Raw genomic sequence first — 21,939 nt, 5'->3', positions numbered from 1 at the left:
TCAGCGCGCCGTGTCGTCGTTCGGGTCGTCGTTCGAGCCGTCGTTCGAGCCGTCGAGCTGGGCGGCGTCGAGCTGGGCGACGAGCTTCTTCGGGGCGACCTGGCGGTAGGCCTCCACACAGATCGCCGCCATCTCCTCCCAGTCGGGGTCCACGTCGAGGCGCACGCCGAGCCAGCCGCGATGGCCGACGTAGGGCGGGCGGAAGAAGCGCTCCGGCTCGGCCTCGACGAGCTGCTCTTGCACCCCGGGCGGGGCCGCGCACCAGATGCCCATGATCCCGTCGCCGTGGTGGTGGTCGACGAAGGTCACGAACGTCTTCTTGTCACGGATGAAGAACGTCGGCGAGCCGTGGCTCAGCCGCTCGTTCACTTCCGGCAGGGCGAGGCACGCGGCGCGTAGGTGCGCCAACGCATGAGGGGCGCCGGGGCTCACTTGCCGTCCTCCCCTGTTGACGCCGCCGCCGAAGCGGCGGCGAGCAGCCGGTGGGCGGAGGCGACGAGCAGCCGCACACCGATCGGGATCGCCCGCTCGTCCACGTCGAAGCGCCCCGAGTGGATGTCGAGGCGCGGACCGTCGCCGGAGGGGTCGTGCGTGCCGAGGCGCACGTACGTGCCGGGCACGAGCTGGGTGTACCAGGCGAAGTCGTCGCCGCCCCAGCTCTGTGGCGCCTCCACCACCTGGTGGCCGGCGAGCTCGCCGGCGATCGCGGCCGCGACGGCGTCGGTGACCGCCGGGTCGTTGCGCACCGGCGGGATGCCGTGCACGTACTCGATCTCCACGTCGGCGCCGGTGTCCGCCAGGACCTCGTGGATCGAGCGCTCGACGATGCCCGGCAGCAGCGTCCACCCCTCTACCGACGGCGTGCGCACGGAGGCCCGCAGCTCGGCGTGGGAGGGGATGACGTTGCCCGCGTCGCCGCTGTGCACCGAGCCGAAGACCACCTTGACCGCAGCGACGTCGGCGACCGCGGCGGCGACGAGCGGCGGCAGCTCGGCAATCAGCTTGGCGAGCACCTGCACGAGGTCGACGGTGAGCTCGGGGCGGGCGGTGTGCCCGCCGGGCCCGCGCAGGGTGATGCGCACTCGATCGGCGGCCGAGGTGATCTCGCCCCGCCGCAGCCCGATGCTGCCGACGTCGATCTTCGGCTCGCAGTGCACGCCGACGATCGCGTCGACACCGTCGAGCCCGGCCTCGGCGATCACGTCACGGGCACCGCCGGGGACCACCTCTTCGGCGTGCTGGAAGATCAGCCGCACCCGGCCCGGTAGGTGGTGCTGCACGTGGGCCAGGTACAGCCCGGCGCCGAGGACGACTGTCGTGTGCACGTCGTGGCCGCACGCGTGCGCGACGCCGGCGACGGTGCTGCGGTGGCCGGTGTCGGTCTCGTCGTTCATCGCCAGCGCGTCGATGTCGCCGCGCAGCGCAACGGTCGGCGTGTGATCAGGCCCGGCACCTGGCGCCGGCCCGACGTCGCACACCACGCCCGTCCCCCCGCTCAACACCCTCGGCCGCAAACCCGCGGCGACGAGGCGCTGCACGATGAACGCCGTCGTCGCGTGTTCCTGCCGGCTGAGCTCGGGGTTGGCGTGCAGGTACCGACGCACGGCGACGAGCTCGTCGTGGTGATCCTCCAGCCACTGGCGCAGCCGCGGTCCGAGCACGTGCACCGCCCCTGCATCCCCGCCCTCAGTCGTCCCGGTCCCCATAGTCCGTCGATTCTCTCGCGTTCTCGGTCGGATGAGTCGCGCTATGTGTCGGCGAGTTCAAGGGGTGAGCGCGACAGCTCCTGATTGAGGAGGTGTCGCATGGCTCAGATTGGCCGGCCGAGGTTGCGGTTGTCGGTGGTGTTCCCAGGGTTGAGGGCTCTGGCTCGGGGTGCGACCTGGGTTGAAGCTGCTGCGATCGCCGGTGTCGCCAAGAGCTGGGCTGCGTGCCGAGGAAGCTGTGACGGTGTTACGTGATCGCAAGCTCCGCGACGATGCCTTGACGTTGGAGGAACGTGAGGAGATCCGGGTCGGGATCGAACGCAACGAGACCAACAGCGCGATCGCTATCCGGTTGGGTCGTCATCGGGGAACGATCGGTCGGAGATCGCGCGGTCGCCATCACTATCGGGCGTTCGTCGCCCAGGAGCATGCCGATCAGGCCGCATTACGTCCGAAGCCATCATGGACCGAGCAACGACCGTGGCTGTGGCTCGAGGTGCAGGCCTTGATTCGTGAACGTACCTGGTCACCCGGTGCTGAACGTCTCCGCAGAGATCATCCTGATCAGTCACAGTGGTGGGTGTCGCACGAGTCGATCTATCAGGCGGTGTTCATCAGGCCAAAGGCGAGCTGCGCAAAGAGCTCGCCGCCTGCTTGCGGTCGCGGGCGGCGCCGCCGGCCGCACTCGCGCACGCCGGACACCAGGGGTCGGTCCCGAACATGGTCAACATTTCTGAGCGGCCCGCCGAGATCGAGCCGGCCGCCCCGGGCATTGGGAAGGCGATCTGGTCATCGGCAAGAACGGCAACAGCGCCGTGGCAACTCTGGTCGAGCGGAGCACACGGATGGGGATGCTGATCAAGCTCGACGCTCGCACCGCTGCCCATGTCAACGAGCGGATCGAAGCCAACATCGCCCGCCTTCCAACCCAGCTGGTCCGCTCGCTGACCTGGGACCAAGGAACCGAGATGTCCAGTCACCAAGATTCAGTGTCGCCACCGGCGTCGACGTGTACTTTGCGACCCGCACTCGCCATGGCAACGTGGCAGCAATGAGAACTGGAACGGGCTCGTGCGCCAATTCCTACCGAAGAGCACCGACCTGTCCGTGCACACAGACGATCTCGACCACATCGCTGCGCTCCTCAACGGACGCCCCCGCAAGACCCTCGCATGGGATACTCCAGCCGAACGATTCGCCGAGCTTGTCGACCACCGCTTGAATTCGCCGTCACGAATCCGACCGAGAAGTTGGGGTGGCCGGGCGGTCGACGTAGAGGCCGGCGGCGCGCGCAGCGGCCAGCACCGCCTCGGCGTGGGCGGGGCTGCGCACCTCGAGCGCCACGTTCACGCCCGTCTCGCGCACGTTCAGGCTGACGCCTTCGCGCACGTGGGTGACCTCGATCACGTTCGCGCCCGCGCCGGCGAGGGTCGACAGCAGCTCGGCCAGGCCGCCGGGGCGGTCGCTGATGCGGGCGAACACGATCAGGCGCCGGCCGGCGGCGGTCTCGTGGCGGCGGATCAGGCCGGGTACCACGCCGAGGTCGACGTTGCCGCCCGACAGCACCACGCAGGTGACTCCCTCTTCGGCGGGTGCCGGCTGCACCATCCCGGACATCAGCGCCGCGACTCCGACCGCGCCTGCGCCCTCGACGTACAACTTGGCCCGCTCCATCAGCAGCACCATGGCGTCGGCGATCGCCTCCTCGTCGACCACTGCCACCCCGTCGAGCCAGCGCTCCACCAGGGGGCGGGTGACCGCACCCGGCAACTTCACCGCGATGCCGTCGGCGAGCGTCGACACGGCGCCATCGGGGATCGGCTGGCCGGCGTAGGGCGCGCACGCGGCAGCCTGCACGCCGATCACCTCCACCTGCGGAAGGCGCGCCTTCAGCGCGATCGCGGTGCCGCTCGACAGCCCGCCGCCGCCGAGGGGGATCAGCACCTTGCGCACCCGCGGCACGTCGTCGGCCAGCTCGAGCCCGAGCGTGCCCTGCCCGGCGACCACCACGGGGTCGTCGTACGGGTGGCAGAACGTCATCCCGCTCTCGCCGGCGCGGGCCTGGGCGAGGGTGACAGCCTCGGTCAGCGACGCGCCGCCCTCCACCACCCGCGCCCCGTACGAGAGGCATGCATGGATCTTCGCGACCGGCGCGCCGAGGGGCACGAAGATCTCGCACGGCACGCCGAACGTGCGTGCCGCGAAGGCCAGCGCCTGGGCGTGGTTGCCGGCGCTGCCCGCAGTGACGCCCGCGGACACCGCCGGGCCGAGCGAGTGCAGCTTGGCCATCGCCCCGCGGATCTTGAACGAACCGGTGCGCTGCAGGTTCTCGGCCTTCAACACGACCTCACCACCGGTCAGGTTCGACAGCGCGGCCGACGACGTGGTCGGCGTGCGCTTGACGACGCCAGCCCCCGCCGCCTGCGCGGCGAGCACGTCGTCGAGCCCGATGTCGAGCCGGATCTCCGGGCGTCCCATGTCTGCCGTACCGTAATGGCGGTGCGTGCCCTCGTGATCGCCAACGCGAACGACCTGGACTCCGGCTTCGTCGGCGACCGATTCCGCTCGCACGGCTACGCCTTCACGGAGTGCCACCGGGAGAGCCCCGGCGACTGGCCCCGGCTCGACGGGCACGAGCTGGTGCTGCTGCTCGGCTCGGAGTGGAGCGTCTACTGGCCCCACATCGCCGACGAGGTCGGCGCCGAGGTGGCGCTGGTGCAAGAGGCCCACCGTCGCGGCATGCCGCTCTTCGCGATCTGCTTCGGCGCGCAAGTCGTCGCCCATGCACTGGGTGGTTCGGTGCAGCGGGCCGTCGAGCCCGAGGTGGGCTGGTACGACGTCGACACCGACGCGCCGAGCGCGATCGCGAGCGGCCCGTGGCTGCAGTGGCACTACGACTCGTTCACCGCGCCGCCGGGGTTCACCGAGCTGGCCCGCTCACCCGTCGGTCCGCAGGCCATCCGCCTTGGGCGCACCTTCGCGGTGCAGTTCCACCCCGAGGCGACCGAGTCGATGCTCGTGCGCTGGACCGCGCAGGGTGCCGACGAGCTGGTGCGGATGGGCAAGGACCCGCAATCGGTGCTCGACGACTCGCGCCGCCACACCGCCGAGTCCCGCCCGAACGCCGGCCGGCTCGTCGACTGGTTCTGCGCCGAGGTGGCCGGCGAGTAGGGCTGCCGGCGGCGCCGCCCGGTAGGGCTACCGTCGCAGTCGATGGGGGCTGACGACGCCGCTTGCGTGTTGGCGATCGACCTCGGCACGGGAGGGCCGAAGGTGGCGGTGGTCGACGCCGCCGGTGCGACGCTCGCGTGGTCCGCGCAGCCGGTGCACACCGCGCACATCGGCAGCGACGGCGCGGAGCAGGACCCGCAGGAGATGTGGTCGGCCACCGTCGTCGCCACGCACCGCACCCTCGCTGCGTGGGCCGGCGATCCACGCCGGATCGAGGCCGTCGCCGTCACGTCGCAGTACATGAGCACGATCCCCGTCACCGCCGAAGGCATGCCGACCGGGCCGTGCATCATGTGGATGGACGGGCGCGGCGGGCTCGACAACCTGGCGCTGCTGAACGACGACTCGTTCATGCTGTGGGTCGCCCGCCACGGGCTGATCCCCCTTCCGTCGGGCAACGACGGGCTCGGGCACATCGCCGTGCTACGCCGGCTCCACCCCGACGCATACGCGAGCGCGGCGGCGTTCGTCGAGCCGATGGACTACCTCGTCGCCCGCCTCACCGCGCGGGTGAGCGCCACCCAGTCGACCGCGTGGTCGCTGCTGTGCTGCGACAACCGCACCTGGGGCGCGGTCGAGTACGACGCCGAGCTGGTCGCCGCGGCCGGCGTCGACCCGGCCAAGCTGCCGCCGCTGCGTCCGATGCACGGGTGGGCGGGCGAGCTGACCGAGGCGGCGGCGATCGAGCTAGGCCTCCCCTCCGGCATTCCGGTCGCCCCCGGCACGATCGACTCGATCACCTCGGCTGTCGGCACGGGAGCACTCGGCCCCGACACGGGCGCGGTGGTCGTCGGCACCACCGCCGTCGTCGTCACCCACGTGCTCGATCAGCGCGGCGACATCGGCGCCGGGCTGCTCGCCGTGCCGAGCCCGCTGCCCGGCCGCTGGTACGTGATGGCCGAGAACGGCGTCGGCGGCAGGGCGCTGGAGTGGTTCCTGCGCTCGGTCGTCTACCCCGACGACGCTCTGACACCGGGCGCGACGCTGCCCGCCGACGCCTGGGAGCGCGCCGAGCGCGCCGCGGCGTCGGTGACGGCCGGGTCGTCGGGCGTGCAGTTCCTGCCGTGGCTGCTCGGCTCCATCGCGCCTGCGCCGAGCGACGACGTGCGCGCCGCGTTCGTGGGCCTCGGGCTGCAGCACACCCGCGCCCATCTCGTCCGAGCGGTGATGGAGGGGGTGGCGCTGAACGTGGCCTGGCTGGTCCCGTTCGTCGAGGCGTTCGTCGGCGGCGCGTTCTCGTTCGTGCGCTTCGGCGGCGGCGCCGCGCTGTCGCCGGTGTGGGCGCAGGCGCTCGCCGACGCGCTCGACAAGCCGGTGCACCGCCTCGCCGACCCCCGGGCGACGAACTGCCGCGGCGCCGCGTTTCTCGCCCTGGCCGAGCTCGGTCACCTGCGCATCGACGACGTTGCCGGACTGCTGCGCGTCGACGAGGTGCACCAGCCGGACCCGAAGGGTGCGGCGGTGATGGCCGAGGCGCTTGGGCGCCACGTCGCCCTGCACCCGCCGCTCGCGGGCCTCGCCGGGGGGCTGATGCTCGACGCCGCCGAGGATGCGTCGCGCGCACACACCGACGCCGAGATCGAAGGAGGCTGACGCGATGGCACCCTTCCCGTACGCCGAGCAGTACCCGGTGCAGCGGCACTTCCCCGAGCACCGCCGCTCCCACGATGACCTGCTCGCGGAGGTGCGGGCGATGGCCGGGCTGGAGGACGCCCCCTACCACGAGGGGCGGATCTCGGGGTCGATCTACTCCGGCGACGAGGAGCACTACGCGTTCTTGAACGAGGTGTTCGGGCTGTACAGCCACGCGAACGTGCTGCAACGGGACATGTACCCGAGCGCGACCAAGTTCGAAGGTGAGCTCATCGCGATGACCGCCGACCTGATGCACGCCGACGCGGTGGCGGAGCAGTCGGTGTGCGGTGTGCTGACGAGCGGCGGCACCGAGAGCCTGATGAACCCGCTGCTCGTGTACCGCGAGTGGGGCCGGGCGCGGGGGATCACCCGGGCGAACGTGGTGATGCCCGTCACCGCGCACCCGGCGTTCGACAAGGGCGCCCACTACTTCGGCATCGAGCTACGCAAGGCGCCGGTGACCGACCAGTACGTCGTCGACGTCGAGGCCGCGGCAGCGATGGTCGATTCGAACACGGTCGCCCTCGTCGGCTCGGCGGGCACCTACCCGCACGGGCTGGTCGACGGGATCGCGCAGCTGAGCGAGCTCGCCGTCGAGCACGGCATCAACCTGCACGTGGACGGCTGCCTCGGCGGGTTCGTCCTGGCGTGGGCGGAGTCGGTGGGCGTCGACGTACCGGTGTTCGACTTCCGCCTGTCCGGGGTCACCTCGATCAGCGCCGACACCCACAAGTACGGCTTCGGCCTGAAGGGGTCGAGCGTGTTGCTGTACCGCTCGCCCGAGCTGCGCCGGCTGCAGTACTTCACCGTCGCCGATTGGCCGGGCGGGCTGTACGCGTCGCCGGGGATGAGCGGCAGCCGCTCCGGGGGGATCATCGCCGCGGCCTGGGCCTCGCTCGTGACCCTCGGGCGAGAGGGCTTCCGCGCGATCGCCGCCGACATCTTCTCCACCGCGGCCTCGCTGCGGGCCACGATCGAGTCGCACCCCGAGCTGCGCGTGCTCGGCGACCCCCGGTTCAACGTCGCCTTCAGCCATGCGGAGGGGTCGGGGATCGACATCTACCACGTCAACGACCACCTCGCCGAGAAGGGCTGGCGCCTGAACGGGTTGCAGTTCCCGCCGGCGGTGCACTTCTGCGTCACCCGCCCGAACACCAGCCCCGGCGTCGTCGAGCGCTTCGCCGCCGACCTCGCCGACGCCGTCGAGCACGCGCGGCGTGAGGCCGCGGCCGGCACCGCGCCCCGCTCGGGCGCGCTCTACGGAGGAGGCGGCAGCGAGATCCCGCGCGATCAGGTGCTCGCCGGCATGTCCGGCTACCTCGACCTCACCCAAGCGCTCCCGCCGCTCAGTTCTCGGTCGGATTCGTGACACATAGCGCGACTGATCCGACCGAGAACTGAGGGGGGCAGCGGGGGTTTGTGAGCGGATTCACGCTCGGGAGTAAGGTCGACGCCGTATGTCCGACTTCCTCCGGGACTACCTCACCGTGTTCTGGTTCGGGTTGGCGGCTCTCGTTCTTGGGTCGCTGCTGCTCGGCGTGGCGGCGCTGATCCGCCCCGTCAAACCGACCCCGGACAAGATGGTCGCCTACGAGAGCGGCGTCGACGCCGTCGGCGACTCGTGGTCGCAGAGCCAGATCCGCTACTACGTGTTCGCGCTGCTGTTCGTCATCTTCGACGTCGAGGCCGTGTTCATCTTCCCCTGGGCCACCCAGCTCGAGCGCTACGGCACGTTCGGCCTGGTGGTGATGCTCGTCTTCATCGTGTTGCTGCTCGACGGGCTCGCGTACGCGTGGAAGAAGGGGATGCTGCGGTGGGTCTAGTCGACCGTGGGCGCATGCCCTCAGCGCTCAACAAGCTGTTCAACCTGGGCCGCTCCTACTCGCTCTGGGCGTACCAGTGGGGACTCGCCTGCTGCGCCATCGAGATGGGGGCGGCGTTCGGCTCGCCCCGTTACGACGTCATGCGCCTCGGCGTGATCCCCCTGCCGGCGAGCCCCCGCCAGGCCGACGTCGTCATCATCTCCGGCACGGTGACCGACAAGATGGCGCCGGCCGTGAAGCGGCTCTACGAGCAGATGCCCGAGCCGAAGTACGTCATCTCGATGGGCAGCTGCGCGAACTGCGGCGGGCCCTACTGGGACAGCTACTCGGTCACCAAGGGTGTCGACCAGATCATCCCCGTCGACGTGTACGTGCCCGGGTGCCCACCGCGGCCCGAGGCGCTGCTCGAGGGCGTGGTGCTGCTGCAGCAGCGCATCAAGAACGAAGACATGGGCGCCCGCTGGCGGGGCGAGGGCTTCAAGCCGCTCGTCGTCGGCGGCTCCGGCGCGGATCGGGACGGTGAGCACGTTGTCGTCGGCTGACGCACCGGCCACCGAGACCCCGGCCCTCCCCGGCGACGCCGTGCGGGAGCGTGTCGTCACCGTGATGCGGGAGCACCTCGGCGACGCCGTCGTCGACACCATGGTCAAGCCCGGTGACGACGTGTGGGTGCGCGTGCGGGCCGACGCCTGGCAGCGCGCCGGCGAGGTGCTGCGTGACGTGCTCGGCTGCAGCCACTTCTGCTTCCTCTCCGCGATCGACTGGATGCCCTCGCCCTACGGCAAGGGCGAGGACGACCCGACGGCGCCCCCGCCCGAGCGCGACGACACCATCCGCCAGGGCTACACCGGCGGCGAGACCCGGTTCCAGATGCTCGCCCGGGTCACCAACCCCGACGCGCACTACGGCGTGAACCTGAAGTGCGACCTCGGCGACGACCTCTCCGTCGCCACCTGGATCCCGGTGTACGCCGGGGCCAACTGGCACGAGCGTGAGGCCCACGAGATGTTCGGCATCGTCTTCGCCGGCCACCCCGACCTGCGCAACCTCTACCTGCCGACCGGGTTCGAGGGCTACCCGCTGCGCAAGGACTTCCCCCTGCTCGCGCGCATGGTCAAGCCGTGGCCCGGCATCGTCGACGTCGAGCCGCTGCCGGCGAGCGACGACGTCTCCGGCGAGGGCGCGGCCGACTCCGGCGAGGGCGCCGCCGACACGAACATGAGCGACGGCGGTGAGGGATCGTGACCACGGCGATGGTCGGCCCCAGCGACCGCCAGCAGCTCTCCTACATCGCCGCCCAGGCAGCCGACGCGCGCCTGAACGTAGAGCTCGAGACCGAGGGGATGACCCTCAACATCGGCCCGCAGCACCCCGCCACGCACGGCACGCTGCGCATCATCGCCCGCCTCGACGGTGAGCAGGTGGTGTGGGCCGAACCGTCGTGCGGCTACATGCACCGGGGCTACGAAAAGCTCACCGAGGTGCGCTCGTTCCCGCAGGTGACGACGCTCGTCAACCGCATCGACTGGCTGGGCAGCTTCGCGAACGAGGTGCCGTTCATCCTCGCCGCCGAGAAGCTGATGGAGGTCGAGGCGCCGCCGCGGGCACAGTGGATCCGCACCATCTTGCACGAGCTGTCGCGCATCGCGAACGTGTCGCTGTTCCTCGGCGACCTCGGCGTGCAGATGGGCGCGGTGACGCCGGTGTTCATGGCCTTCCGCGACCGCGAGTACGTGCTCAACCTCATCGAGGGGGTCACCGGCGGGCGCTTCCACCCCAACTTCGACCGCATCGGCGGGCTGAAGGACGACCTGCCGAAGGGCTTCGTCGACGAGACGCGCGCGGTGATGAAGAAGCTGCGCAACTTCTGCGACGAGATGGAAGACCTGCTGATCGGCAACGAGATCTTCCAGGCCCGCACCCGCGGCGTGGGCGTGATCCCGAAAGAGGTCGCGCTCCAGTACGGCCTGTCGGGCGCGAACCTGCGCGCGTCGGGCGTCGACTGGGACCTGCGCCGCGACCAGACGCTGCCGATGGCGTGGGACAAGGTGCGTTTCAAGGTTTGGACGCACCCCGACGGCGACAGCTTCGCCCGCTGCTGGGTGCGCCTGCAGGAGACCCGTGAGGCGACGAAGATCGTCGACCAGTTGCTCGACGGCCTGCCCGCCGGGCCGATCATGGCCAAGGTGCCGCGCATCATCAAGGTGCCCGCGGGCGAGGCATGGGTCTCCACCGAGAACCCCCTCGGTGAGATGGGCTACTACGTGGTGTCGAAGGGCGATCTCGGACCGTTCCGGGTGAAGATCCGCTCGGCGAGCTTCAACAACATCTCCATCGTGCCGTGGGTGCTGAAGGGGGTCTACGTGCCCGACATCATCACGGTGCTCGCGTCGCTCTACTTCATCCTCGGGGACATCGACCGATGAGCGCGCTGCTCGCCGCCGAGATCCCCTACTGGGGGCAGTCGCTGCTGCGCGTGCTCGGCGGGATCGTCGCCGTGCTGCTGCCCGCCGGCACGATCGTCTACGTCTTCTTGTTCAAGATGATGTCGTTCATGCAGAGCCGCCTCGGCCCGATGGAGGCCGGCCCCTACGGCTCGATGCAGCTCTTCGCCGAGGTCGGCAAGTGGCTGCAGAAGGAAGACATCGTCCCCGAGCGAGCCGACCGGTTCATCTTCAAGGCCTCGCCGCTCGTCGTGCTCGCCAGCACGTTCTTGCTGATCGCAGTCGTGCCCTTCGGCCCCGACGCCTGGCTGACCAACTTCGAGGCCGGCGTGTTCTACCTGCTCGCGGTGTCGTCGGTGAGCGTGCTCGGCATCTTGATGGCCGGCTGGGCGAGTGCCAACAAGTACTCGTTGATGGGCGGCCTGCGCGCCGCCGGCCAGCTCATCGCGTACGAGCTGCCGATGGTGCTCGCCGTCGTCGGCGTGGTCATCCAGGCCGAGTCGATGAACCTGCAGCGCATCGTGTTCGCCCAGAACGCCGACGCGATCTTCGGTTGGGACGGGCTCGGCAACCCGTACGTGCTCACCCAGTTCGTGGCGTTCCTGATCTTCATGATCGCCGTCCAGGCCGAGCTCACGCAGGCGCCGTTCGACATGCCGATCGCGGAGTCCGAGCTCGTGTCTGGCTACATGACCGAGTACTCCGGCTTCCGCTTCCTCATCTTCTTCATCGCCGAGTTCGCCACGGCCGGCGTGTTCGCACTGATCGCCTCGGTGCTCTTCCTCGGCGGTTGGGGGGTGCCCTTCGCCTGGTTCGGATGGGACTCGCTCGACGAGATCGACGACTGGATGAACCTCGCCGGCCCGCTGATCATGTTCACGAAGATGCTCGTGCTCGTGTTCATCATCATGTGGGTGCGCTTCAGCTATCCCCGGTTCCGTGAAGACCAGCTCCAGCGCTTCGCCTGGAAGGTGCTGATCCCGGTGGCGATCCTCAACATCGTGGCCACCTCGATCCTGAAGGTGGTGTTCTGATGCCCGGCAAGCCGCGGGTGCCCGGGTTGGTGAAGGGCCTCGGCGTCACGTTGAACACCCTGGTGCAGACCGTCACCAAGGGCGCCAACACGGTGCAGTACCCGAAGGAGAAGGAGCTGCCGCCCACGCGGGCACGCGGCGTCATCGCCCTGCGGGCCGAGAACTGCACGGTCTGCATGCTCTGCGTGCGCTCCTGCCCCGACTGGTGCATCTACATCGAGGGTCACAAAGAGCTCGCCCCGCCGCGCCGCGCAGGCGGCAAGCCGCGCCAGGTGAACGCGCTCGATCGCTTCGACTTCGACTACGCGCTGTGCATGTACTGCGGCATCTGCGTCGAGGTGTGCCCGTTCGACGCCCTGTGGTGGAGCCCCGAGTACGAGTACTCCGAGCCGCGCATCGCCGACCTGCTGCACGGCATCGACAAGCTCGGCGAGTGGATGGAGACGGTTCCCGAGGCACCAGAGCTGGAAGCCGGAGCGGAGAAGAAGAAATGACCGGCGCGCTCTTGGCAGCCGACACGCTCGTCGCGCAGAACATCGCCTTCTACGTGATCGCGGTGGCGATGGTCGCGGCCGCGATCCGGGTGGTGACGGTCTCCAACGTGGTGCACGCCGCGCTGTACCTGGTGATCGTGCTCTCCGGGGCGGCGGCGCTGTACATCTTGATGGTCGCCGAGTTCGTCGGCGTCGCCCAGGTGCTCGTCTACGTCGGCGCGGTGATGGTGCTGTTCTTGTTCGGCACGATGCTGACCCGTTCCCGCATCGGCGTCGAGACCGACCTCAACAACAGCGACTGGTGGATCGGCGTGCCCGTGGCGCTGGTCCTGCTCGGCGCGATGGGGTGGTCGCTGATCGACGCGTTCGGCACCGACAAGGTGGTCGACGATCCCGCCGACGTGCGCCAGATCGGCGTCGCCGAGATCTCCGACGCGATCATCGGGCCCTACCTGATGCCGTTCCTCGGGCTGTCGTTCATCCTCGTCGCCGCCGTCATCGGCGCCATCGTGCTGGCCCGGAAGGACTGATCCGGCGATGATGCTCAACCAGTTCCTGATCCTCGGCGCAGTGCTGTTCTGCATCGGCGTGTACGGGGTGGTCGCGCGCAAGAACGCGGTGATGGTGCTGATGTCGACCGAGCTCATCTTGAACTCGGTGAACATCAACCTGATCGCCTTCGCGCTCGCCCAGGGCACCGTCGACGGTCACGTGTTCGCGCTGTTCGTCATCGCCGTCGCCGCCGCCGAGGTGGGCGTCGGGCTGGCGATGGTGCTCCTCATGTACCGCAACCGGCGCTCGATCGCGCTCGACGAACTGTCCGAGATGAAGGGCTGAGGCGGCGATGATGCTGGCAGCAGAGACCGCCACCCACGCCGCCGAGGCCGGCTGGTTCCTGGAGAACGCGTGGCTGATCCCGGCCATCCCCTGCGTCGCGTTCTTCGTGATCATCCTGTTCGGCAAGCGCCTGCCGATGAAGGGCTCCGAGGTGGGCGTGGCGTCGATGGTCGCGTCGCTGGTGATCGCCGCGGGCACCACCTATCAGTGGATCGACAGGGTCTCGGGCGCGCACGGCGCCGAAGAGGGCCTCGGCGCGCTCGGACGCGTCGGGCGTTCGCTGCTGCCGCAGGCAGAAGGCCACACGGCGCCGTTCGTCGAGCCCGTCATCCGCCAGTGGACGTGGTGGCAATCCGGTGGGGTCGAGTTCCAGATCGGCCAGCACATCGACGGCCTCGCAGTGATGGCCCTCGTGCTGGTGGCGTTCATCTCCACCCTCGTGCAGATCTACTCGCTCGAATACCTGCGCGGCGACCGGCGCTACACCCACTTCTTCGCCGCACTCACGCTGTTCTCCGGCGGCATGCTCGCGATGGTGCTCGCCCCGAGCATGGTGCAGTTCATCCTCGGCTGGGAGATCATGGGCCTCTGCTCGTTCCTCCTGATCGGGCACTGGTGGGAAGACGACGCCAACAGCCGTTCGGCGCTGAAGGCGTTCTTCACGGTTCGCGTCGGCGACGTCGGCCTGCTCGTCGGCACCGCGATCGTCTTCTTCAGCGCCAACTCGTGGGCGCAGGACAACCTCGACTCCAACGGCTTTTCGATCAGCGCCATCTCGGCGTGGGCGCTGTCGGGCGACGCGTCGAGCAGCGCGCTGACGATGGCTGCCATCGCGCTGTTCATTGCCGCCATCGGCAAGAGCGGCCAGTTCCCGCTGCACACCTGGCTCCCCGACGCCATGGCCGGCCCGACCCCGGTCAGCTCGCTGCTGCACTCCTCGACGATGGTCGTCGCCGGCGTGTTCTTGGTGGCCCGCCTGTACCCGGTGTTCTGGCAAGGCCTCGAGATCCTCGGCTCCAACGTGAACCTGATCGCCGTGATCGGCGCGATCACGATCATCATCGCCGCCGGCCTCGCGTTCGTGCAGGACGACATCAAACGGGTGCTCGCGTACTCCACCGTCAGCCAGCTCGGCTACATGATGATGGGCCTCGGCGTCGGCGCCTGGACCCCGGCGGTGTTCCACATCTTCACCCACGCCTTCTTCAAGTGCTGCTTGTTCCTCGCCGCCGGCTCGGTGAGCCACTCCGGATCGCATCACTCCTTCGACATGCGCAAAGACATGGGCGGCCTCGCGCGGAAGATGCCGATCACCGCCACGGCGTGGATCGTGTCGACGCTCGCGCTCTGCGGCATCTTCCCGTTCTCGGGGTTCTTCTCGAAGGACGAGATCATCGACTACGCCGGCGAGAACGGCTACAAGGCGTTCATGGTGGTCGGCCTGGTCGGTGCCGTGCTGACCGCGGCGTACATGACCCGCGCCACCTACATGACGTTCTTCGGCGAGGCCCGCGGCGCGGCGGCGGGTGTGCACCACGACGCCCACGACGATGCGCACGGCGACGCACACGACGACGCGCACGACGCTCATGGCGACGCGCACGGCGACCACGGACCGCACGAGTCGCCGATCCTGATCACCGCTCCGATCGCCATCCTCGCCGCGCTCGCGCTGGTCTCGGGCTTCCTCAACGCCGCGCCGTTCGACATCACCAAGTTCACCGAGTGGGTCGAGCCGAGCAGCGCGGCGGTGACCGAGGTCGAGTTCGCTGCCGTCGGCCCCGGCGAGGCCGTCACCGTCGTCGCGCCCGGTCAGGAGGGCTCCGAGGAAGGTGACGAGGCCGCTGCCGGCGAAGAGGCGCACACCGGCTGTGGCTTCGAGGCCCCCGAGACCGGCGTCTGCTTCGCTCCGGCCGTCCCGCACCATGAGTTCAAGTGGTCGAAGGGGCTGCTGTCGATCGGCCTCGCCATCGGCGGTGCCGTCGTGGCCGGCGCCATCTCGATCGCCCTCTACACGCGCCGTGACCGGCGCCTGGTCGGGCTCACCGAACGGAACCCGCTGTTCGGCGGGGCGTACAGCTTCCTCGCCAACAAGTACTACCTCGACCACCTGTACGAAAAGGTGATCGTCCACTCCATCGCCCACCCCATCGCGAAGGCCGTCTACTGGACGAACCAGGTGGTCATCGACGGGGTCGTCAACGCGTTCGGCACCGGCAGCCGACGCATCGCGGGCCTGGTGTACAAGCTGCTCGACCAGCGTGTCGTCGACGGCGCAGTCAACGCTTCGGGCGCCGCCGCCCAGGGCACGGGCGAAGCGCTGCGCCCGATTCAGTCCGGCAAGGTCAACCAGTACGGTGCGCTGCTCTTCGCCGCTGCGGCGGTGGGCGCCATCGTGCTCGTCATCGTGAACACCTGAGGAGCCACTCGGCTATGGACGTACTCCGTGACCAGAACTGGGTGCTGAGTGTCGGCACCTTCCTGCCGCTCGCCGGCGTACTGGTGATGCTCTTCATCCCGAAGGCCGAAGAGGAGCTGCACAAGCTGATCGCGCTCGTCACGGCGGCGGCGACGATGGCTGTCGGCATCTACACCGTCACCCAGTTCGACTTCGACCAGGCAGGCAAGCTGCAGTTCTTCGCCGACACGGAGTGGATCAAGGTGATCAGCTCGAACTACACGGTCGGGCTCGACGGCTTGAGCCTGCCGCTGTACGTGCTGTCGATGGCGGTGACGCTGCTCGTCATCGTGTACTCGTGGGACCACATCCCGAACCCCGGCAACGCGAAGGCGTTCCTCATCCTGATGCTCGTATTGCAGACGGGGATGGCGGGCACGTTCGTCGCCCAGGACCTGATCCTGTTCTTCGTGTTCTTCGAGGTCGTGCTGTTGCCGATGTACTTCATGATCGGCGTGTGGGGAGGCGAGCAGCGCCAGTACGCCTCGCTCAAGTTCTTCCTCTACACGATGTTCGGCTCGGCGTTCATGCTGGTCGCCTTCGTCGCCCTCTACTTCCAGGTGCAGGGCAAGGTCGGCGGCGAGGTGAGCTTCTCGATCCCGTTCCTCGTCGAGAACGGCGGCCTCATCGGCAAGACCGCGCAGGTGTGGATCTTCGCCGGGATGTTCATCGGCTTCGCGGTGAAGGTGCCGATGTTCCCGTTCCACACCTGGCTGCCCGACGCGCACACCCAGGCGCCTACGCAGGGCTCGGTGATCCTGGCCGCGATCCTGCTGAAGCTCGGCACGTACGGCTTCGTGCGCATCGCCATCCCGATCCTGCCCGACGCGGCGAAGGAGTGGGCGCCGTGGATCGGCTTCCTCGCGGTGATCGGCATCATCTACGGCGCGTTCTGCTGCCTCGCCCAGACCGACATGAAGCGCCTGATCGCGTTCTCGTCGGTGGCCCACATGGGCTTCGTGATGCTCGGCATCTCCACCCTCACACCGATGGGTTACAACGCCGCCGTGTTCGGCATGGTCGCCCACGGGCTGATCACCGGGATGCTCTTCTTCCTGGCCGGTTCGGTGAAGGAGCGCTACCACACGCTCGAGATCTCACGCCTGAGCGGGATGCTGAAGCAGATCCCGCGGCTCGCCTGGATCCTCGGCTTCTGCGCGATGGCCTCGCTCGGCCTGCCGGGTCTGGCCGGCTTCTGGGGCGAGTTCCCGGCGATCCTGTCGGCGTACTCGCCGGCGGCGGGCCTGCCCGAGGAGACGTTCCGCACCTTCATGGTGGTCGCCGCGATCGGCACCGTCTTCGCCGCGGCGTACCTGCTGTGGATGTTCCAGCGCACCGCGTTCGGCGAGCCGCCGGCCGAGTTCACCGCCCACGGCGACGCCGGGCACGGCCACGGCGCCCATGCGGTCGGAGCCGACGTCAACGACGACGTGCACCACGGCGCCGCCCTCGACGACATCGTCGACGTGAAGCCGGTGGAGTGGATCGCGTGGACGCCGTTCCTGGTGGCGATCCTCGTGTTCGGCGTCTACCCGCAGTTGATGTTCAAGATCATCGACCCCGCCGTCCAGGTGGCGCTCGCCGCCTTCGGAGGCTGACCCGGTGCTGTCCTCGCTCATCGCTCAAGCCGGCGACTTCGCCGAGCCGTTCCTCGACTACCACGCGCTCGCGCCCGAGATCATCCTCGGCGTCGGCATCTTCTTGCTGCTCGTCGTGGAGCTGAACCTGAGCGAGCGCAACAAGTGGTTCACGGCGGCGTGGAGCGGCTTCGTGCTGCTCGGCGCGCTCGTGCCGGTGGTGACGCTCACCGTCGACAACCCGGAGAGCCGCGTGTTGTTCGACGGGCGTTACGTCATCGACGAGTACGCGCTGGTGCTGAAGGCGCTGTTTCTCATCGCCGCGTACGTCGTCGTGCTGCTGTCGACGGTGTACGTCGAGGAGGGCGACTACTACCAGGGCGAGTACTACCTGCTGCTGCTCTCGAGCGTGCTCGGCATGGTGATGATGTCGTCGAGCCGCGACCTGATCAGCATCTTCATCGCCCTCGAGTTCTTGTCGATCCCGGCCTACATGCTGGCCGCGTGGCGCAAGCGCGACGCGAAGGGCAACGAGGCGGGCTTGAAGTACTACCTGCTCGGCGTGTTCGCGTCCGGCGTGATGCTTTACGGGATGAGCCTGCTGTACGGGGTCACCGGCTCGACGCTGCTCACCGACATCGGTAACCAGATCACCGTCGAGGGCGAGTTCAGCGCGGTGCACGCGATCGCCGTGGTGTTCGTCGTCGCCGGCTTCGCGTTCAAGGTGTCGGCGGTGCCGTTCCACACGTGGGCTCCGGACGTGTACCAGGGCGCGCCGACGCCCGTCACGGCGTTCCTGTCGGTGGCCTCCAAGGCCGCCGGCTTCGTCGCTCTCGTGACGGTGATCTTCGTCGGCTTCCCCCAGGCCGCCGACGTGTGGGAACCGTTCTTGTGGGTGATGGCGGCGCTGACGATGACGTACGGCAACGTGGTGGCCCTGCGGCAGACGAACATCGTGCGCATGCTGGCGTACTCCTCGATCAGCCAGGGCGGCTTCATCCTGATGCCGCTCGCCGTCGCGGGTACCGGTGACTCTGCCGGCAAGGCGCTGCAGGCGGTCGTCGTGTACCTCTTGGTGTACGCCGCGATGAACCTCGGCGCGTTCGCGGTGGTGCTCGCCGTCGCCCGCAAGACGCGCAGCGGCGAGATCTCCAGCTACGGCGGCCTGTTCTCGTACGCGCCCGGGCTGGCGACGCTGATGACGCTCTTCCTCGCCTCGCTCGCCGGCATCCCCCCGCTCGGCGGGTGGATCGCCAAGTTCGCGGCCTTCCGGGCGGTGCTCGACGCGGGCGACGGCTGGGCCTACGCCATCGCCCTGATCGGCGCGGTCAACTCTGTGATCGCGTTCGGCTACTACGGCAACGTCTTGCGTGAGATGTGGATGAAGCCCGTCCCCGACGGCGACACCACCCCGATCAAGGTGCCCAGCTCGCTCGTGGCGGCGCTCGCGATCACCGGTGTGGCCACGTTGGTGCTCGGCATCCTGCCGGGAGCGGTGCTGCGCTTCGGCGACCTCGCCGACCTCACCGGTGCCTTCGGCCGCTGAGGAGATAGGCGCCGCGATCGCCGCGGCGGGCGGGGCGATCCCGTTCGAGCAGTACATGCACCTCGCCCTGTACGGCGAGCACGGCTTCTACACCGGTAGCGGCCAGGCCGGCAGGCGCGGCGACTTCATCACCTCGGCCGAGGTGGGACCGCTCTTCGGCGCGGTTGTCGCGCGGGCGCTCGACGCGTGGTGGGTTGAGCTGGGTAGGCCCGAGGAGCTGACGTTCGTCGACGCCGGTGCCGGGCCGGGCACGCTCGCACGGGCGGTGCTGGCTGCAGACCCGGGCTGCCTGCGGGCCGGCGCGCTGCGCTACGTGGCCGTCGAGACCTCCGCCGCCCAGCGTGAACAGCATCCAGAGGGCGTCGAGTCCATGACCTCGATCGCCGAGCTGGCGCCGTTCACCGGTGTGGTCCTCGCGAACGAGCTGCTCGACAACATGCCGTTCCGGCTCTTCGTCTGGGACGGCGCCTGGCGTGAGGCCTTCGTGACCGCGAGCGGCGACGGCAGGTTCGCCGAGGTGACCGTCGCCGTGGCCGAGGTGCCGGCGGTGCTTCCCCCGACGGCGCAGCTCGGGGCCCGCGTGCCGGTGCAGGAGGCCGCCGGCGCCTGGGTGCGCGCAGCGCACGGGCTGGTGCAGCACGGTCGGGTGGTGGTGTTCGACTACTGCTGTGCCGCGTCGGGGCTTTACGCGCTGAGGCCGTGGCGCGACTGGTTGCGCACCTACCGCGGCCACGAGCGCGGTGGGCACTATCTCGCCGACCCGGGCCTGCAGGACGTCACCGCGGAGGTGGCGATCGACCAGCTCGCCGCCGCCGCCGGTGAGCCGGACGCGGTGCGCTCGCAGGCGCAGTGGCTGCAGCGGTGGGGCATCGCCGAGTTGGTCGACGAGGGGCGCAGGGTGTGGGCCGAGCAGGCTGCGCGCCCGGGGCTCGAGGCGATGCGCATGCGCAGCCGGGTTCCCGAGGCCGAGGCACTGCTCGACCCAAGCGGCCTCGGCAGCTTCTCGGTGATCGAGTGGGCCCGTTGAGGGCATGCGGTGGCGGTGCCCGGCCGGCGGTCGGGTGGGCGCAAGCGGTTGTTTAGAGTCGCGGACATGCCCGGTTCCGCCGACGAGTCGCCCGCAGCCAACGACGCGCCCCAGCACGCCATCGACGACCTGCTGCTGGAGAACCGCACCTTCCCCCCTTCGGAGAGCTTCAAACGCGACACGCTCGTCGCCGGCACGTTCCTCTACGACGAGGCTGCCGAGGACGACGAGGGCTTCTGGGCGCGTCAGGCGGCCGAACTGATCACCTGGCAACGCCCGTGGGACACCATCTGCGAGTGGGAGCTGCCGTTCGCCAAGTGGTTCGTCGGTGGCCAGCTCAACGTGTCCGAGAACTGCCTCGACCGCCACGTCGCCGCCGGCCGCGGCGACAAGGTGGCGATCCACTGGGAGGGCGAACCCGGCGACACGCGCACGATCACGTATGCCGAGCTGCTCGCCGAGGTGCAGCGGTTCGCCAACGCGTTGAAGGGGCTCGGCGTAGGGCGCGGCGACCGCGTCAACGTCTACCTGCCGATGATCCCCGAGGCCGCGGTGGCGATGCTCGCCTGCGCGCGCATCGGTGCCGCGCACAGCGTGGTGTTCGGGGGCTTCTCGGCCCAGTCGCTCTCCGACCGCATCAACGACGCCGAGGCGACGGTGCTCGTCACCGCGGACGGCGGCTACCGCCGCGGCGAGGTCTTCGCCCTGAAGCCCGCCGCCGACGAGGCCGTCGGGTCGTCGCCGTCGATCGAGCACGTGGTCGTCGTGCGCCGTGGCGGCAATCCCGTCGACATGGTCGAGGGCCGCGACCACTGGTACCACGAGCTCATCGCCGCCGCCGACCCGGTGTGCCCCCCGGAGCCGATGGACTCCGAGCAGTTGCTCTTCCTGCTCTACACCTCGGGCACCACCGGCAAGCCGAAGGGCATCATGCACACGTCCGGCGGCTTCCTCACCCACGTCGCCTTCACCCACAAGTACGTGTTCGACCTGCATCCCGACACCGACGTCTTCTGGTGCACCGCCGACATCGGCTGGGTGACCGGCCACAGCTACGTGGTGTACGGCCCGCTCGCCAACGGGGCGACCCAGGTGATGTACGAAGGGGTGCCGAACCACCCCGGCAACGACCGCTTCTGGGCGATCGTCGAGAAGTACGGGGTGACCATCTTGTACACCGCGCCGACGGCGATCCGTACGTTCATGAAGTGGGGAGCGCAGGAGCCGGCCAAGCACGACATGTCCTCGCTGCGCCTGCTCGGCAGCGTCGGCGAGCCGATCAACCCCGAGGCCTGGGTGTGGTACTGGGAGCACATCGGCGGCGGGCGCTGTCCGGTGGTGGACACGTGGTGGCAGACCGAGACCGGCGGGATCATGATCAGCCCGCTGCCCGGCGCGACCACGCTGAAGCCCGGCTCGGCCACGTTCCCCCTCCCCGGCGTCAGCGCTGCGCTCGTCGACGACGTCGGCGACGAGGTGCACCAGGGCGGCGGCTACCTGACGCTGACCCGCCCCTGGCCGGGGATGCTGCGCGGCATCTGGGGCGACCCCGATCGGTATCACGACACCTACTGGCGTCGCTTCCCGGGCAAGTACTTCGCCGGTGACGGCGCGAAGCTCGACACCGACGGCTACCTGTGGCTGCTCGGGCGGGTCGACGACGTGATGAACGTGAGCGGGCATCGCATCTCCACGACCGAGGTCGAGAGCGCGCTCGTGTCCCACGTCGCCGTCGCCGAGGCCGCGGTGGTCGGCGCCAACGACGCGACGACTGGCCAGGCGATCATCGCCTACGTCACGCTCGTTGCCGGCCACGAGGCCGACGTCGAGGACCTGCGCCGCCATGTGGCCAACGAGATCGGCGCCATCGCCAAGCCGAAGATGATCTTCCTGACACCCGACCTGCCGAAGACGCGCAGCGGCAAGATCATGCGGCGCCTGCTGCGCGACGTCGCGGAGGGACGCAACCTCGGCGACACGACCACCCTCGCCGACGCGAGCGTGGTCACCGAGCTTCAGCAGCGGGCGGCATCCGCCGTGCAGGAGGACTGAGCGATCCCGGCTCCGGCGATTGATCCGGCCGCCCTCGGCACGGCTCGCTGGCACGGCGAGCCGTTGCCGCCGGGG

19 protein-coding genes and 1 pseudogene are annotated in these 21,939 nt (G+C 69.4%); 17 read left to right on the top strand and 3 right to left on the bottom strand.

Annotation, left to right across the window (positions count from 1 at the left end):
- Together IPM43_06605 and IPM43_06600 are read right to left on the bottom strand one after the other, a co-directional pair.
- Positions 1 to 408 carry an MmcQ/YjbR family DNA-binding protein gene (locus IPM43_06605; GenBank protein QQS26360.1) on the bottom strand — a complete coding sequence of 136 codons (408 nt, stop codon included), beginning with the start codon at positions 406 to 408 and terminating at the stop codon, positions 1 to 3.
- 20 nt (positions 409 to 428) lie between these two features.
- Entirely contained in the window at positions 429 to 1,706 is a 1,278-nt protein-coding gene (locus IPM43_06600; protein ID QQS26017.1) for an amidohydrolase, read from the bottom strand.
- Between the two features lie 238 nt (positions 1,707 to 1,944).
- Here IPM43_06600 and IPM43_06595 point away from each other — a divergent pair.
- Positions 1,945 to 2,903 (top strand): annotated as a pseudogene (locus tag IPM43_06595) (IS30 family transposase).
- 33 nt (positions 2,904 to 2,936) lie between these two features.
- On the opposite strand, the gene IPM43_06590 reads toward IPM43_06595, so the two are convergent.
- Complete coding sequence (locus IPM43_06590; protein ID QQS26359.1) at positions 2,937 to 4,184, bottom strand: pyridoxal-phosphate dependent enzyme; 1,248 nt, start codon at positions 4,182 to 4,184, stop codon at positions 2,937 to 2,939.
- A gap of 15 nt (positions 4,185 to 4,199) precedes the next feature.
- Between IPM43_06590 and IPM43_06585 the strand changes: the two genes are divergently transcribed.
- The 16 genes from IPM43_06585 to acs all read left to right on the top strand — a co-directional run bounded on the left by IPM43_06585 (position 4,200) and on the right by acs (position 21,864).
- A complete protein-coding gene (locus tag IPM43_06585; GenBank protein ID QQS26358.1) occupies positions 4,200 to 4,877 on the top strand; it encodes a gamma-glutamyl-gamma-aminobutyrate hydrolase family protein in 678 nt (225 codons plus the stop codon).
- Positions 4,878 to 4,919: 42 nt separating this feature from the next.
- Positions 4,920 to 6,530, top strand: coding sequence for a carbohydrate kinase (locus IPM43_06580; protein QQS26016.1), 1,611 nt, complete (start codon positions 4,920 to 4,922; stop codon positions 6,528 to 6,530).
- Positions 6,531 to 6,534: 4 nt separating this feature from the next.
- Entirely contained in the window at positions 6,535 to 7,941 is a 1,407-nt protein-coding gene (locus tag IPM43_06575; protein ID QQS26015.1) for an aspartate aminotransferase family protein, read from the top strand.
- An 88-nt stretch (positions 7,942 to 8,029) separates the two neighbouring features.
- Positions 8,030 to 8,395, top strand: a complete 366-nt coding sequence (locus IPM43_06570; GenBank protein QQS26014.1) for an NADH-quinone oxidoreductase subunit A — start codon at positions 8,030 to 8,032, stop codon at positions 8,393 to 8,395.
- Positions 8,396 to 8,409: 14 nt separating this feature from the next.
- Positions 8,410 to 8,937 carry an NADH-quinone oxidoreductase subunit B gene (locus IPM43_06565; protein ID QQS26013.1) on the top strand — a complete coding sequence of 176 codons (528 nt, stop codon included), beginning with the start codon at positions 8,410 to 8,412 and terminating at the stop codon, positions 8,935 to 8,937.
- Positions 8,915 to 9,640 carry an NADH-quinone oxidoreductase subunit C gene (locus IPM43_06560; GenBank protein ID QQS26012.1) on the top strand — a complete coding sequence of 242 codons (726 nt, stop codon included), beginning with the start codon at positions 8,915 to 8,917 and terminating at the stop codon, positions 9,638 to 9,640. Before IPM43_06565 ends, IPM43_06560 begins: the two co-directional genes overlap by 23 nt.
- Before the next feature lie 8 nt (positions 9,641 to 9,648).
- Entirely contained in the window at positions 9,649 to 10,821 is a 1,173-nt protein-coding gene (locus IPM43_06555) for an NADH-quinone oxidoreductase subunit D (GenBank protein ID QQS26357.1), read from the top strand.
- Positions 10,818 to 11,873, top strand: coding sequence for an NADH-quinone oxidoreductase subunit H (locus IPM43_06550; protein QQS26011.1), 1,056 nt, complete (start codon positions 10,818 to 10,820; stop codon positions 11,871 to 11,873). Before IPM43_06555 ends, IPM43_06550 begins: the two co-directional genes overlap by 4 nt.
- Positions 11,873 to 12,367 carry a 4Fe-4S binding protein gene (locus tag IPM43_06545; GenBank protein ID QQS26010.1) on the top strand — a complete coding sequence of 165 codons (495 nt, stop codon included), beginning with the start codon at positions 11,873 to 11,875 and terminating at the stop codon, positions 12,365 to 12,367. The genes IPM43_06550 and IPM43_06545 overlap by 1 nt, the downstream gene beginning before the upstream one ends.
- On the top strand, positions 12,364 to 12,897 hold the full coding sequence (locus IPM43_06540; GenBank protein ID QQS26009.1) for an NADH-quinone oxidoreductase subunit J: 534 nt from the start codon (positions 12,364 to 12,366) through the stop codon (positions 12,895 to 12,897). Before IPM43_06545 ends, IPM43_06540 begins: the two co-directional genes overlap by 4 nt.
- Before the next feature lie 7 nt (positions 12,898 to 12,904).
- A complete protein-coding gene (gene nuoK / locus IPM43_06535; protein ID QQS26008.1) occupies positions 12,905 to 13,204 on the top strand; it encodes an NADH-quinone oxidoreductase subunit NuoK in 300 nt (99 codons plus the stop codon).
- Positions 13,205 to 13,214: 10 nt separating this feature from the next.
- On the top strand, positions 13,215 to 15,623 hold the full coding sequence (locus tag IPM43_06530; GenBank protein QQS26007.1) for an NADH-quinone oxidoreductase subunit L: 2,409 nt from the start codon (positions 13,215 to 13,217) through the stop codon (positions 15,621 to 15,623).
- A 14-nt stretch (positions 15,624 to 15,637) separates the two neighbouring features.
- On the top strand, positions 15,638 to 17,260 hold the full coding sequence (locus IPM43_06525; protein QQS26006.1) for an NADH-quinone oxidoreductase subunit M: 1,623 nt from the start codon (positions 15,638 to 15,640) through the stop codon (positions 17,258 to 17,260).
- 4 nt (positions 17,261 to 17,264) lie between these two features.
- Positions 17,265 to 18,785: an NADH-quinone oxidoreductase subunit N gene (locus IPM43_06520; protein ID QQS26005.1), complete on the top strand. Its 1,521-nt coding sequence runs from the start codon at positions 17,265 to 17,267 to the stop codon at positions 18,783 to 18,785.
- On the top strand, positions 18,769 to 19,812 hold the full coding sequence (locus IPM43_06515) for an SAM-dependent methyltransferase (protein QQS26004.1): 1,044 nt from the start codon (positions 18,769 to 18,771) through the stop codon (positions 19,810 to 19,812). The genes IPM43_06520 and IPM43_06515 overlap by 17 nt, the downstream gene beginning before the upstream one ends.
- Positions 19,813 to 19,878: 66 nt before the next feature.
- Positions 19,879 to 21,864, top strand: a complete 1,986-nt coding sequence (gene acs, locus IPM43_06510; protein QQS26003.1) for an acetate--CoA ligase — start codon at positions 19,879 to 19,881, stop codon at positions 21,862 to 21,864.
- The last annotated feature ends 75 nt before the right edge of the window (positions 21,865 to 21,939 follow it).

Source organism: Actinomycetota bacterium, assembly GCA_016700055.1.
Taxonomy (GTDB): domain Bacteria; phylum Actinomycetota; class Acidimicrobiia; order Acidimicrobiales; family Ilumatobacteraceae; genus Kalu-18.
This window is presented reverse-complemented; position numbering and strand designations above follow the sequence as displayed.

Coding starts and splice junctions, on each gene's coding strand:
- IPM43_06540 (QQS26009.1), top strand. CDS start 12,364: ATGACCGGCGCGCTCTTGGCAGCCGACACGCTCGTCGCGCAGAACATC.
- IPM43_06575 (QQS26015.1), top strand. CDS start 6,535: ATGGCACCCTTCCCGTACGCCGAGCAGTACCCGGTGCAGCGGCACTTC.
- IPM43_06545 (QQS26010.1), top strand. CDS start 11,873: ATGCCCGGCAAGCCGCGGGTGCCCGGGTTGGTGAAGGGCCTCGGCGTC.
- IPM43_06555 (QQS26357.1), top strand. CDS start 9,649: ATGGTCGGCCCCAGCGACCGCCAGCAGCTCTCCTACATCGCCGCCCAG.
- acs (QQS26003.1), top strand. CDS start 19,879: ATGCCCGGTTCCGCCGACGAGTCGCCCGCAGCCAACGACGCGCCCCAG.
- IPM43_06570 (QQS26014.1), top strand. CDS start 8,030: ATGTCCGACTTCCTCCGGGACTACCTCACCGTGTTCTGGTTCGGGTTG.
- nuoK (QQS26008.1), top strand. CDS start 12,905: ATGATGCTCAACCAGTTCCTGATCCTCGGCGCAGTGCTGTTCTGCATC.
- IPM43_06600 (QQS26017.1), bottom strand. CDS start 1,706: ATGGGGACCGGGACGACTGAGGGCGGGGATGCAGGGGCGGTGCACGTG.
- IPM43_06525 (QQS26006.1), top strand. CDS start 15,638: ATGGACGTACTCCGTGACCAGAACTGGGTGCTGAGTGTCGGCACCTTC.
- IPM43_06585 (QQS26358.1), top strand. CDS start 4,200: ATGGCGGTGCGTGCCCTCGTGATCGCCAACGCGAACGACCTGGACTCC.
- IPM43_06590 (QQS26359.1), bottom strand. CDS start 4,184: ATGGGACGCCCGGAGATCCGGCTCGACATCGGGCTCGACGACGTGCTC.
- IPM43_06550 (QQS26011.1), top strand. CDS start 10,818: ATGAGCGCGCTGCTCGCCGCCGAGATCCCCTACTGGGGGCAGTCGCTG.
- IPM43_06530 (QQS26007.1), top strand. CDS start 13,215: ATGCTGGCAGCAGAGACCGCCACCCACGCCGCCGAGGCCGGCTGGTTC.
- IPM43_06565 (QQS26013.1), top strand. CDS start 8,410: ATGCCCTCAGCGCTCAACAAGCTGTTCAACCTGGGCCGCTCCTACTCG.
- IPM43_06580 (QQS26016.1), top strand. CDS start 4,920: ATGGGGGCTGACGACGCCGCTTGCGTGTTGGCGATCGACCTCGGCACG.